This window comes from Roseibium marinum (assembly GCF_002906165.1).
Classification (GTDB): domain Bacteria; phylum Pseudomonadota; class Alphaproteobacteria; order Rhizobiales; family Stappiaceae; genus Roseibium; species Roseibium marinum.
The window spans coordinates 153,395-166,136 of sequence record NZ_PPCN01000006.1; the positions used below are offsets into that span (position 1 = coordinate 153,395).

At 61.7% G+C, this 12,742-nt stretch carries 12 protein-coding genes; 11 read left to right on the forward strand and 1 reads right to left on the reverse strand.

The window, feature by feature from the left end:
* Nucleotides 1-137: 137 nt before the first annotated feature.
* The 6 genes from CLV41_RS15130 (at nt 138) to CLV41_RS15155 (ending at nt 6,343) form a co-directional block, all read left to right on the forward strand.
* Nucleotides 138-1,220: a pyridoxal-phosphate dependent enzyme gene (locus CLV41_RS15130; protein WP_103223252.1), complete on the forward strand. Its 1,083-nt coding sequence runs from the start codon at nt 138-140 to the stop codon at nt 1,218-1,220.
* On the forward strand, nt 1,213-2,355 hold the full coding sequence (locus tag CLV41_RS15135) for a M24 family metallopeptidase (RefSeq protein WP_103223253.1): 1,143 nt from the start codon (nt 1,213-1,215) through the stop codon (nt 2,353-2,355). The genes CLV41_RS15130 and CLV41_RS15135 overlap by 8 nt, the downstream gene beginning before the upstream one ends.
* Before the next feature lie 15 nt (nt 2,356-2,370).
* Nucleotides 2,371-3,114, forward strand: coding sequence for a maleate cis-trans isomerase family protein (locus tag CLV41_RS15140; protein WP_103223254.1), 744 nt, complete (start codon nt 2,371-2,373; stop codon nt 3,112-3,114).
* 97 nt (nt 3,115-3,211) lie between these two features.
* The gene (locus CLV41_RS27785) at nt 3,212-3,349 is read left to right on the forward strand and encodes a hypothetical protein (protein ID WP_170107206.1); all 138 of its coding nucleotides are present in this window, start codon (nt 3,212-3,214) and stop codon (nt 3,347-3,349) included.
* 107 nt (nt 3,350-3,456) lie between these two features.
* A complete protein-coding gene (locus CLV41_RS15150; protein WP_103223256.1) occupies nt 3,457-4,491 on the forward strand; it encodes an aspartate-semialdehyde dehydrogenase in 1,035 nt (344 codons plus the stop codon).
* A gap of 379 nt (nt 4,492-4,870) precedes the next feature.
* The gene (locus CLV41_RS15155) at nt 4,871-6,343 is read left to right on the forward strand and encodes a methyl-accepting chemotaxis protein (protein WP_208987527.1); all 1,473 of its coding nucleotides are present in this window, start codon (nt 4,871-4,873) and stop codon (nt 6,341-6,343) included.
* 80 nt (nt 6,344-6,423) lie between these two features.
* Here CLV41_RS15155 and CLV41_RS15160 read toward each other — a convergent pair whose 3' ends face one another.
* Nucleotides 6,424-7,578 (reverse strand): ROK family transcriptional regulator, encoded by a 1,155-nt coding sequence (locus tag CLV41_RS15160; RefSeq protein WP_103223258.1) that lies wholly within the window; start codon nt 7,576-7,578, stop codon nt 6,424-6,426.
* 165 nt (nt 7,579-7,743) lie between these two features.
* On the opposite strand from CLV41_RS15160, the gene CLV41_RS15165 reads away from it, so the two are divergent.
* From CLV41_RS15165 to CLV41_RS15185, 5 genes are all read left to right on the forward strand, one after another.
* The gene (locus CLV41_RS15165) at nt 7,744-8,796 is read left to right on the forward strand and encodes an ABC transporter ATP-binding protein (RefSeq protein ID WP_103223259.1); all 1,053 of its coding nucleotides are present in this window, start codon (nt 7,744-7,746) and stop codon (nt 8,794-8,796) included.
* A complete protein-coding gene (locus CLV41_RS15170; protein ID WP_103223260.1) occupies nt 8,793-9,647 on the forward strand; it encodes an ABC transporter permease in 855 nt (284 codons plus the stop codon). Before CLV41_RS15165 ends, CLV41_RS15170 begins: the two co-directional genes overlap by 4 nt.
* Nucleotides 9,644-10,474: an ABC transporter permease gene (locus CLV41_RS15175; RefSeq protein WP_208987528.1), complete on the forward strand. Its 831-nt coding sequence runs from the start codon at nt 9,644-9,646 to the stop codon at nt 10,472-10,474. The genes CLV41_RS15170 and CLV41_RS15175 overlap by 4 nt, the downstream gene beginning before the upstream one ends.
* A gap of 33 nt (nt 10,475-10,507) precedes the next feature.
* Nucleotides 10,508-11,611 (forward strand): extracellular solute-binding protein, encoded by a 1,104-nt coding sequence (locus tag CLV41_RS15180; RefSeq protein WP_103223261.1) that lies wholly within the window; start codon nt 10,508-10,510, stop codon nt 11,609-11,611.
* 103 nt (nt 11,612-11,714) lie between these two features.
* Nucleotides 11,715-12,569 (forward strand): glycerophosphodiester phosphodiesterase family protein, encoded by an 855-nt coding sequence (locus CLV41_RS15185; RefSeq protein WP_103223262.1) that lies wholly within the window; start codon nt 11,715-11,717, stop codon nt 12,567-12,569.
* Nucleotides 12,570-12,742 lie beyond the last annotated feature (173 nt).

A 12,742-nucleotide genomic window follows, 5' to 3' on the forward strand; every position in this document is an offset into this window, starting at 1 on the left:
TAGATTCTTTGCAAGCCTTAAATCGTGTTTGTGAAGCACCGGCCCTGATCCCGGCATAATCCGTCATTTGAAAAGGAAAACTTGTATTCAGCCTCAACTGCTGCTGACCTGCGCGCACAACAGCATCGGGGCGACGCATGGACACATTCAAAAATCCCTGGCGGGGCAAGGGCCTGCCGGCAGGCGCCGGTCTCGCCGAAGGCGAACTCTCTGAAACGGCGGCCGAGGCAAGCGGCTTTCTGGAGAGAAGCCCCGACGCACGAGCGACCCCGCTTCTGGATCCGGCGGAACTCGCCGGGACATTCGGTATCGGCGCGCTTTACATCAAGGACGAGCGTAACCGGATGGGTCTTGGCAGTTTCAAGGCTCTCGGCGCCGCCTACGCGATCGCCAAGCGCGCGGGACTGGCCGTTCGCGAGGGTAACGCGAAGGACTATGGCACCGCTCTCGAAGGCCTGACCTTTGCCTGCGCCAGCGCCGGTAATCACGGCCTGTCTCTCGCCGCCGGCGCGCCGCTCTACGGTGCCAAGGCCGTCATATTCGTTTCCGAAACCGTGCCTGAGGCCTTTGCCGTCAGGCTCCGGCAAACGAGTGCGGGCGTCGTCAGGGCCGGCGCCACCTATGAGGACAGCATGGCCGAAGCCCAAAGGGAGGCGGCCAGGAACGGCTGGATCCTGCTTCCCGACAGCACCTGGCCGGACATGACAGGGGCCGGGCGCGATGTGATGGAAGGTTACCTGATCATGGGCGACGAGATTTCGCGGCAGATGCCGGAACCGCCCACCCATGTCTTCCTGCAGGCCGGCGTCGGTGGGCTTGCGGCCGCCTGCGCCCTGAGCGCTCGCGCCACCTGGGGCCAGAAGGTGACCATCATGGTGGTTGAACCGGACTACGCGCCAGCCCTTCAGGCCAGCATCAAGGCTGGAAAAGCCGTCACCGCCCCCGGCCCGGTGTCGGTCATGGGGCGGCTCGACTGCAAGGAACCCTCGCATCTGGCATTGAAATATCTCGCCCGGGAAGCCGATTTTTTCACGACGGTTACGGATGAGGAAGCCGCCGATACGGTCGCCTTGCTTGCCGCGCACAACCTGGCGACCACGCCTTCGGGAGCCGCCGGGATCGCCGCCCTGCATCATGCGGGCGCACATGCCACCGCCCTGAACCTGGGACCGGACTCGCGCGTCCTCTGCTATCTTTCGGAAGGCCCGGAGGATGGCTGACGCGGATTTCCCCGAAACCGAATTCGCCGCGCGCACCGAACGCGCGCAGCGGGCCATGCACGCGGCGGGCCTCGACGCGCTTTTCTTCACAACGGAAGCGGAGGTCCGGTATTTTTCGGGGTTCAGAACACTTTTCTGGCAGAGCCCGACCCGGCCGTGGTTTCTGGTGCTTCCGGCAAGCGGCAAGCCGATTGCCGTGATCCCGCAGATTGGCGCCCATCTGATGGCCGCCACCTGGCTGGACGACATAAGACCGTTTTCCGCACCGCACCCGGTGGACGACGGCATAAGCCTTTTGGCCGGCGTCCTGAAGGATTTCAACACAATCGGGATGCCCATGGGCCGCGAAAGCAGCCTGCGCATGCCGCTTGAAGACTTCCGGTCTCTGCAGACCCGCCTTGCGGGCTCTGAGTTCGTCAACGCCACCGATCTGATCCAGAGCCTCCGGATGGTGAAATCGCAAGCCGAACTCGAAAAGCTGCGCGACATCTGCGCAATCGGGTCGGCGGCTTTCGCCAGGGCTCCAGACCTGTTCCGCAAGGGACAAACGCTCAAGGACGCGTTCAAAGCCTTCCGGATCGAACTACTCACCCAGGGTGCCGACGATGTTCCCTATCTTGTCGGCGGCGCCGGCAGGGGCGGCTATGGCGACGTGATTTCCCCGCCGACCGGTCAGGTGCTTGAGGAAGGCGATGTGTTGATGCTCGACACCGGAGCGACCAGGTACGGCTATTTCTGCGATTTCGACCGCAATTTCGCCATCGGACATGCGACGGACGACGTCAGGCAGGCCCATGAAACGCTGGTGGCGGCGATCCGTGCCGCCACGGCCATTGCCAGGCCGGGCCGGACCTGCGCCGACCTCTATCGCGCCATGGCCGAAACGATTGGTCAGGGAGAGGGCGATGTCGGGCGTCTCGGTCACGGCCTTGGCATGCAACTCACCGAGGCGCCTTCACTGATGGGTTTTGACGCGACACTCCTGCGGGAGCGCATGGTTCTGACACTCGAACCCGGCATCGATCTGGGCAACGGAAAAATGATGGTGCATGAGGAGAACATCGTTATCCGCGACGGCGCGCCTGAATTCCTCAGCCGACCCGCCGAACCGGACATTCCGGTCCTCCTCGATTGAAGCGGTGAGCCCTCCATGAAACTGCCGTTCAAGCTCGATTGCGACACGCAGCGGAAAAAATCTCTCGGCCTGATCGTCTTGTCCGTGGACGAGACCATCGAGGACGAGTTCCGTCCGCTGTTCAGCCGCGACGACGCGGCGCTCTATCACAGCAGGATCGAAAGCGCGCCCGAAGTGACATCGGAAACTCTTGCAAGGATGAAGGACCGGCTTGCGGAAGCCGCAAATCTCCTGCCTGGAGCCCGGTCGCTCGATGTTGTCGGCTATGCCTGCACCTCCGGCGCCACGGTGATCGGGTCCGATCAGGTCGCCGCTGCAATTCGTTCCGTTCACGCCGACACCGCCGTCACCGATCCTGCGCGCGCCGTCGTCGCCGCCTTGCATCGTCTGAATGTGACCAGGATCGGGGTGATCTCTCCCTATGTGGCCGAAGTCTCCGACGCGATCTGCGCATTGCTGGTGCGAAACGGGCTGTCTCCGGTCACGGTCGGCTCCTTCGGTCAGGCGGAAGAGGTCGTCGTCGCCAGGATCGCGCTCCGATCGGTCGAAGAAGCCATATGCGCGGTCGGCGAGGAGCAGCACATCGAGGCGGTCTTTGCCTCCTGCACCAACCTGCGCACCCTGAAGGTGATCGAACGCTGCGAGCAACGCCTCGGCAAGCCTGTGATAAGCTCGAATCTGGCCCTTGCCTGGCACATGATGACCCTTGCGGGCCTCCCCGTGGACGGAGCTGGACCGGGGAGGCTCTTCAATTGCTGACAAGCGATTGCCGCCGGCTATGGCTTTCCCGGTTGACTCAGGTGGAATTCCGGGCAAAAACAGCGCCGTCTCAAGTTTTGACGATTGCGAGCTTCCAATGACCCGGCTGAACGCCGACATTCTGGATATGATGTCCAAGGCCCTTGCCAGCGCGACCTTCCTGCGCGGCGAGACCCGGACGGCTGCCGTGACCGCTCTTAAAACGACAACCAAGACAACCAAAACCACCGCCTGACGGTGCCGCTCATCCCGCCTCCCCGGGGATGGGAGGTGCCGGGAGCCGACCACGCCCATCGAATTCGGGCGGCCGGTGAAGCGGGGAGACGGACAAGGACTGATCCAATGGGTTTCAAGATCGCAATCGCAGGCGCCACCGGCAATGTCGGCCGCGAAATGCTGGACATTCTCGCCGAGCGCGGATTTCCGGCCGATGAAGTCGTCGCCCTCGCCTCCCGCCGCTCCCAGGGGACGGAAGTCTCCTTCGGCGACCGGACGCTGAAGGTTAAGGCGTTGGAAAATTACGACTTCTCCGACACCGACATCTGCCTGATGTCCGCGGGCGGCACTGTCTCCAAGGAATGGTCTCCGAAGATCGCCGCCAAGGGCTGCGTCGTCATCGACAACTCCTCCGCTTGGCGCTACGACTCGGACGTTCCGCTGATCGTGCCGGAAGTGAACGCCGACGCCATCACCGGTTTTTCCAGGAAGAACATCATCGCCAACCCGAACTGCTCCACCGCGCAGCTCGTCGTGGCGCTGAAGCCGTTGCATGATCATGCGAAGATCAAGCGCGTCGTCGTGTCCACCTACCAGTCCGTTTCGGGCGGCGGCAAGGACGCGATGGAAGAGCTGTTCAACCAGACCCGCGCGATTTTCGTCAACGATCCGGTCGAGCCGAGCAAGTTCACCAAGCGCATCGCCTTCAACGTCATCCCGCATATCGACGACTTCATGGAAGACGGCTACACCAAGGAAGAATGGAAGGTGCTTGCCGAAACCAAGAAGATCCTCGACCCGGCGATCAAGGTGACCTGCACCGCGGTGCGTGTTCCCGTCTTCATCGGCCACGCGGAAAGCGTCAATATCGAGTTCGAAAACGAGATCTCGGCGGACGAGGCGCGCAACATCCTGCGCGAAGCGCCCGGTTGCCTGGTGATCGACAAGCATGAAGACGGCGGATACATCACGCCGTATGAAAGTGCTGGTGAGGACGCGACCTATATCTCCCGCATCCGCGAGGACGCAACGGTCGAGAACGGCCTGAACCTGTGGGTCGTCTCCGACAACCTGCGCAAGGGAGCAGCGCTCAACACCGTTCAGATCGCCGAAGTCCTGATCAACCGCGGCCTGATTACGCCGAAGAAGGCGGCGGCGTAGATCAACCGACCGAGGTCTGAAGGCCGATTGCTTTCAAGGTGGTCGAGCAACCTGCCGGCATCGGTAAAATTCATCTGACCGCATTCATATCCGGCGGGCGCCATCCGGCGCCCGTTTTGCTTTGTCCAGAAATCTTTCCACTGACGCAGATGAATTGTGATGACTGGACTAGTCATCGTAATTTTTCCGTAGAGTACAACACGATATAGAGTAGCTTATCCAGATAACAACTTTATGTATAATCCATTGTTACAATATTTACCGCTGACTGATAAATAATTTTCAAATTGTCAGAGGGCTAACAATGAGAAATCTGTATTCACGCCTAAGCATAACTTCAACACTCGCAATAATATCAACAGGATTACTTGCAATCTCCATGCTCGTGGTCGGAGTGATCCTCTATCAGGTTGCGCTGGGACAGGCTCAGGATACGGCTCTCAAAAAGCAGGACGTCAACCTGCGTGTCACCGCGACGATTCTGGAAGAGCGCATCGAGGGCGCGCGGGTAACCTGGAACTCAACCGGCAACGTTTCGAAGATCGAACTCGCTGAAATCCCCAGCTTCGACAATCACGACATGATTGACGTGGTCGGCCGCATGACGGGTGAGACGGCAACCGTGTTTGCCTGGGATGAGGAAACCAGGGATTTCTGGCGCAAGTCCACCAACATCATCAAGGGTGACGGCAAGCGCGCGGTCGGCACACCACTGGGCCAGAACGGAGCCGTTTACCCGGTGGTGACGAAGGGAAACACCTTCCACGGCGAGGCCAACATCCTCGGCAAGGACTATTACACGGTCTATCAGCCGATCTTCTCCAACAAGGGCGACATCATCGGCGAGATTGCCCGGGACAATCTGGAAATCGAGGTGCCTTATGAAGGCCGCACCGACCAGATCGGCATTCTGGCGAATGCGGTCAAAACGCTGAGATCGCGCGCCATGGAGCGGCTGGAACTCACAGACCGGCAAATGCAGTCCGAAGCTGCAGCGGTCGGGCGGCAGGGCACGATACAGGACCTGATCGGCGCTTTCAGGAACAGTGTTTCCAACGTCCTGAATTCCGTTGACGAAACCGTCCATGGCCTCGAAGGCACCGCCGGCCGGCTCTCGGATCTCTCGGGTCAGAGCGCCGCCAGCGCGATGGAAACCCTCAACTCCGCCGACGACGCGACATCCAGCGTTCAGACCGTGGCCAGCGCCGCGGAAGAGCTCTCCGCCTCCATCGGCGAGATCTCGCGTCAGGTTTCCCAGACCACCGAAGTTGTCGGCCGCGCCACCGAGGGCACACGGGTAACCAACGAAAAGGTCGAGGGTCTGGCAGCCTCCGCCTCGAAGATCGGCGAAGTCGTGACCCTCATTCAGGCCATTGCCGAGCAGACCAACCTCCTGGCCCTCAACGCCACGATAGAGGCCGCCCGGGCCGGTGAAGCCGGCAGGGGCTTTGCCGTCGTCGCGGCGGAAGTGAAGGAACTGGCCACGCAGACCTCACAGGCAACCGAGGAAATCAGCGCCCAGATCACGGCGATCCAGGACGCCACCAAGGAGTCCGTCAGCGCCATCGCCGAGATCACGACGATCATGGAAGAGGTCAATTCCTATACCGGCACTATCGCGGCGGCGGTTGACGAGCAGGGTTCCGCTACGGGAGAGATTTCCCAGAACGCCCAGAAGGCCGCGGAAGGAACGACCTTCGTGTCCTCGCGCATGTCGGATCTCTCCAGCACTGTGAACCAGACGTCGGAGTCCTCCCAGGAGGTTCTGGATGCGTCGGGCCTGCTCGCCTCCCGGACGGAAGAACTGAAGCAGGAAGTCGAAAACTTCCTGAAGAACGTCGCGGCGGCTTGAGCCGGTCCCGCTGAGGCAAATCTTCTGACAAATCAAAGGGCGCGGGCAGGTTTGCGCGCCCTTTTTGCCGTCCGCTTCCCTCAGTGCCCGTTGAGCACCCTGCGGCGGATGGCCTGAATGCCGGCGCCGACGGCGCTCGGCTCCGCGGGAATCAGGCTCTGGACATAATCCGGTCCCGGGACGGTGCGACCGTACCTGTCAGGGAGCCTCGGGCCCGTCGCTTCGATCAGCATCTGCCTGAGGGCGGGCGGCGCTTCGCCGCCGAAGACGATAGCCGCCGGATCGAGAATGGCGGTAAGCGCGCGCACCATCCGGTTGAGAGCGGGGGCGACACGGTCCACCCACGCCGCAACTCCGGGCCATTGCGGATCGAAACGTGATTTCACGAACTCGATGTTCGGCACCTCAAGGCCCTCTTCGCGCAGCACCTCGATCAGGAATTGCAGGGCTGGCCGGTCCCGTTTTTCTTCCTCAAGATAAAAGTAGGTCAGCTCCCCGGCATTCCGGTTGAAGCCGTAGAAAGGCCGGCCCTCGAGCACGACCCCGCCGCCGAAGCCGTAGTTGAAGGAAAGATAGGCAAATGTCGGATAGGTCTTGCCGGCGCCGCTCCACAGCTCGGCAATGGCACCCAGTGTGGCGTTGTTTTCCGCAAAGGCGGGGCATTCGAACACGGCGCTGAAGCGATCCTCGATGGCAAAGCCGGTCCAGTTGTCGAGCGGTTGAGGCGTGGTGAACCGGTTTTCGCGGGTCAGCCTGAAACCCTGGATCGACACGCCGCAGCCGGCCACCCGGCGCGGGTCAAGGCCGAGAGCCTGCCGTTGCGCGGCCGCCACGTCCCGCGCCCGCGAAATCACCGCTTCCGGCTCATTGGGATCCACATCGATCCTGGCTTGCGCCAGTATGTTTCCGACCAGGTCCACCCAGACGGTCTCCACGGTATCCGTATCGACGGATACCCCAAACCCGTAGGCGCCGGCGGGATTGACGGCGAGCCTCGGGCTGGGCTTTCCGCGACCCTGAATGACCGGGTCGCGCCGCTCGAGAAAACCCTTTTCGAGCAATTCCTCCGACAGCCGGTGCACCGTCTGCTGAGACAGGCCGGTCGGCACCGGCAGGTCGGAGCGCGCAACCGGACCGATGACCCGAACGGCTTCCAGAATCGCGGCGCTACTCGGACCGATAGGAAAAAAGTCATCTTTTTCAGAAATTTGATTGACCCCTTGCGGTCGCGGCACCCTGTCAGTTCCCGATCCCGGTTGGCATGTCCGGGCATTCTACCCGGCTCGTTCCGCCTGGGCCAATCTCCTGTCATAAATTTATTACTTTTCAAGAGTAAAAAACAATAATACTCATGATGAGTAATAAGAGACGGCAAAAAAACAAACGGGAGGAGTGAGGGGATGGGCGGCATCAGCGCGCACGATCTGAGGATGGAATTCGACGGATTCGCCGCGGTGGCGGACGTCGGTTTCGAGGTCGCCACCGGTGAATTCATAACGCTTCTCGGCCCCTCCGGATGCGGCAAGACCACTCTGCTGAGGATGATCTCCGGCTTTCTGGCGCCAACGGCCGGCACGATCCATCTGGCGGGAGAAGATGTCACACGCACCCCCCCGGAAAAGCGCGACACCGCCCTGTGTTTCCAGTCCTATGCGCTGTTCCCGCATCTGACCGTACGGGAAAACCTGGAATTCGGCCTTCGCCAGAAACGTGTTCCACCCGCGGATCGCGAGACGCGGCTGGAGGCCGTCGTCGGCGCGCTCGACCTTTCCCCCCATCTGGCCAAACTCCCCAACCAGCTCTCCGGCGGCCAGCAGCAGCGCGTCGCGCTCGGACGGGCGCTGGTCATGCGTCCCAGTGTCATCCTGTTCGACGAACCGCTCTCCAACCTGGACGCCAGGCTGCGCGATCAGGTTCGCATCGAAATCCGGCGCATCCAGCGCGATTTCGGACTGACCGCGATCTACGTCACCCACGATCAGGCCGAGGCACTGGCCATGTCCGACCGGGTCTTCGTCATGAAGGGAGGCCGGATCGAACAATCCGACACCCCGGAACGGCTCTACGGACGGCCGCGGACCAGCTTCGTCGCTGACTTCATAGGCAACGCCAATGTCCTGGAAGCGGAGGTCAGAACCGTAGACGGAAACGGTCTTGTCCAACTCGACACCGCGCTCGGACCGCTGCTGGCCGCATCAACCATCCCCCCGCAAGGATCGAGGATCAGGGTCTGCTGGCGCCCGGAAGATGCCGACCTGGCAGCGACCGGACCGAACCTCCTGTCGGGACGCGTCACCCACCGGGCCTTCCAGGGGCATTTCACCGACCTGCATCTCGAGACCGGCGCCACCGGTTGCCGGATACAGACGAAACAGCCCGGCATCCAGGAAGGCGACACCATTACCTTCTCCCTCAAGCCCGAGCAGATCGTGCTTCTGGAGGCGGTGGCATGACCCTCAGGAAGTGGCTGTTCGTCCTGGCACTCCTGACGCCCGGCCTCGGGCTGATCGTCGCCTTCATCGGAGTCGCGGTCTATATCGCCATCGCCCAGTCATTCGGCCTCTACAATCTTTCCGGCGAAAGCGGTTTTTCGCTGGAATTCTGGGTGAAGATGCTGGACCGGAAGGTGTTCAGCCGGGCGATTGCCTATTCCGTCTATATCGGTGTCCTGAGCGCATTCCTGTCCGTGCTGTTCGCCTATCCGCTGGCCATCTGGCTGCGCAAGCCTTTTCCGGGTTCGCTCACCATCGGCGCAATGCTCAAGGCGCCGCTTCTCGTGCACGGGCTGGTCGCCGCGTTCCTGTTCATCAACGTCATTGCCTATCATGGCGTCCTCAACCAGCTCATGCAGGGCCTCGGGATCTGGGACGGACCCAAACGGCTCCAGAATGACAGGAACGCCATCGGCGTGATTGTCCTGCAAACCTGGAAGAACATGCCCTTCGCGCTGCTTCTTCTGACCGGCGCGGTGCAGGCCATCTCCGACGATGTCCTCCATGCGGCAAGGGATCTGGGCGCCGGCGGCTTCGACCGCTTCAGGAAGGTGATCGCGCCGCTCACCGTTTCGGCCATGCAGGCTGCGCTGATCATCATCTTCATCGGCGCGCTGGCCGATTTCAGCTTCCAGGTGATCGCCGGGCCGACAAACCGTCAGTCGCTGGCCCAGCTCATGGTGTTCTACAAGAGCGGCGGTCGCTGGAACGATGCCGCCGTCGTTGGCGTCACCCTGATGGGGATCGCCATTCTCGGCTCCGTACTGCTCGCCGCGCTCCCCCGCATGACCCTGCGCGGGAGGGTCGCATGATGTCCGCGCAGCGCTTCAACAGGATACTGCTGGTTCTTCTGCTTTCGCTCACCGCGATCTGGCTCATCGTGCCCTTCACGATGGCCGTCATGTGGTCGCTGGTCGACCCGTCCGAACCCTGGACCGCCGACCGGCTGGTGCCACCCGTGATCTCCCTCCACCGCTGGCGGGACATGTGGGAGAATTCCTCCCTCAAGACGGCCCTGGTCAACTCCTACCTTCTTGCTCCCTCGGCCGCCCTCGCCGCGCTGACGCTGTCGATGCCGACCGCCTTCGCGCTTGGTCGCATCCGCTTTCCCGGCAGGGAAGCGGCCAAGATCCTGGCCCTGCTGCCGCTGATCGTGCCCCCCTTCGTGACCTCGATCTTCTTCACCTCGCTGCTCTACCAGATCGGCCTTCACCACTGGCGTTTCGGCGCGATCCTGTTTGCCCATGCGATCGTCTTCATGCCCTATTCGATCCGGATCCTGACGGTCAGTTTCGAACAGGTGCGCGCCGATCATGTCGATGCCGCCCGTGACCTGGGTGCCAGCACCTGGGCGCGGTGGAAAGTGGCCTATCTGCCGGCGCTCAAACCGGGGATCTTCGCTTCTCTCCTGATCGTCTTCATCCAGTCGATCGAGGAATTCGCGATCGCCTTTGTCGTCGGTTCACCCGACTTCACCACCATTCCGACACTGCTTTACGGAACGCTCGGGCAGGATTTTGTCCGGCCGAACGCAGCGGTGTTGTCCCTCATTCTCGTCGTCCCGAACGTTTTGCTGATGCTCATCCTGGAGCGGCTGCTGAAATCAGCCAATCCGGCGCTGAACTCTGGCAAGGGCTGACGTGAATAAACGAGCCAATGGAGACCGACCGACATGATGAAAACACTCATTCTTTCCACCACCGCCCTGACGCTAGGGATCAATATCGCCGCATCCGCCGAATTGTCCGGCATGAGCTGGGACGACATTGTCACCCAGGCCAAGGCCGAAGGCGAACTCACCTGGTATGTCTGGTACCTGCAGGACGATCTGCGCCGCGCCGCCAAATCCTTCGAGGACGAATACGGCATCAAGGTCACCATCCCGGAAGGCACGGCAGCTGGGAACGCTGAAAAACTGATGGCCGAACGCGGCCGGGAAACCGGCGACATCGACGTCTTCGCCTGGGGCTACAACGACTTCGAAACCGTCGATCTCACGTCACAGTTCACGCCCCTCACCATGCTGCCGCAAGACGATGGCCGCGTGTCTGAACTCGTCGGCATCGACGGCGGCGACTACCTGCTGGCCTATTGGGGCAACCAGACCGGCGTCGCCTACGATCCAACGCATGTGTCCGAGGGCGAGCTGCCGCAGACCCCGGAAGAATTCGCCGCCTTCTGGTCCGCCCATCCGGAAAAGTTCGGCTTCAACTACGAAAAGGGCGGCTCCGGTCCGTCCTTCTACCAGAACGTCCTGCGCACCCTGACCGGCGTGGATTTCTCCGACGGCGAAGTGACCGACACAAAGCTCGAGAAGGTTTCGGAAGGCTTCGGCTTCTTCAAGGAAAACGGCGAAAACTTTGTCGTCACAGCTTCCAACGCCGATAGCATCATTCGCGTCAGCGACGGTGAACTCTGGATGGCTCCGGCCTGGGAAGACCATCTCGCCGGTCTGCAGAAGCGCGGAGAAGTGCGCCGCGAAATCAAGTTCTACATTCCCGAAATGGGTATGAATGGTGGTGGCAACGGTGTAGCCATTCCGAAAAACTCCCCGCATCCGGCAGCCGCCGCCGTTTTCGTCAACTGGCTGACTTCCGCGGAAACCCAGACCATGTTCAACCGCGAATTCGGCACCGCGCCGATGCATGCCAAGGCGGATGACAGCCACGCCCTGGTTTCCAACGAACAGCGCAAGAGCCGTCAGGCCTGGGCCGCCCAGCCGTTCCGCAAGGCGGTCGAGGAGAGCTTTGTCGAAAACGTGATCCTGGAACGCTGATCACCACAGGAAAAAGGCGCCCCGCGCGGGATCTGTCTGCCAAAAGTGCAGACTGCTCCCGCGCGGGGCCGCACCCGTCACCATCGATGAAAAAAGAAGAAGCATGACAATCCCACCATCATCCAGCATCCGGCCGCCTTTGAAGAAATTCCTGGCGGACCGAACCTGGCCTCTTGCCGTGATCGCCCACCGCGGCGCCTGGCACGGTGCACCGGAAAATTCCCTGGCATCTGTCGAACTGGCGATCCGGAACGGCTATGATTTTGTCGAGATCGACGTCCAGACGACCGCCGACGGGGGCCTGATCTGCCTGCATGACGACACGCTCGAGCGCATGACCGGCCGGAGCGGGCAGGTCGCGCGGTCGCGCACCGCGGACCTGGCCGACCTTCGCCTGAAGGACGGAGCCGGTGGCGACGGCGCCGCCTTCAGCTCCCACGCCCCCGCGTTTCTGGAGGACCTGCTCAGTGTGAGCGCCGGAAACATCTATGTCGATATCGACGTGAAACACCTGCGCGACATGGACGCCGTCGGCCACATTCTTCGCGATCACCCGTACCGGTCCCACTTGAACCTGAAGATGCTCGTGCAGGACGAACAGGATCTGCGCCGCATCGACGCCCTGGAAGCCAGCGCGGGCGTACTGGTCAAGCCGATCCTGCGGCTCAGCCCCCGCACGCTGCCCGCCTGTCTCGAGTTGCTGCGGCAAAGGCCGACGCCGCTTGTCGAGACGCTGTTCGACGACTGGGACTGCTTCGTGCCCTTTGCCAAAGCGGCCCGCCTATGCGGCACGGACATGTTCCTGAACACGCTCGACGCCGTTCCCTCGGCGGACGTGACCGATACGCTTTCGGTGAAGGATCCCGACCGGGGATGGGGCCGGCTGGTCGCCCATGGTGTGCGGCTCGTTCAGACGGACCGGCCGCAGGCTCTCAAAGCCTATGCCTCGACGCTGTAGGGCGATTGCTGCAACCAGGCGGGATTGGCTCCCGGTCTTCGGTACGACTTTTTCGGAGCGTCTGCCGCGAAATCGCTTGTACAGGTCGGTCCGGAGGGAAAAGACACATGCAATCAAATTCTTGATCAAAATACGGGTGACAATTTCAAGTTGAGGGAATCACTCAAAATACA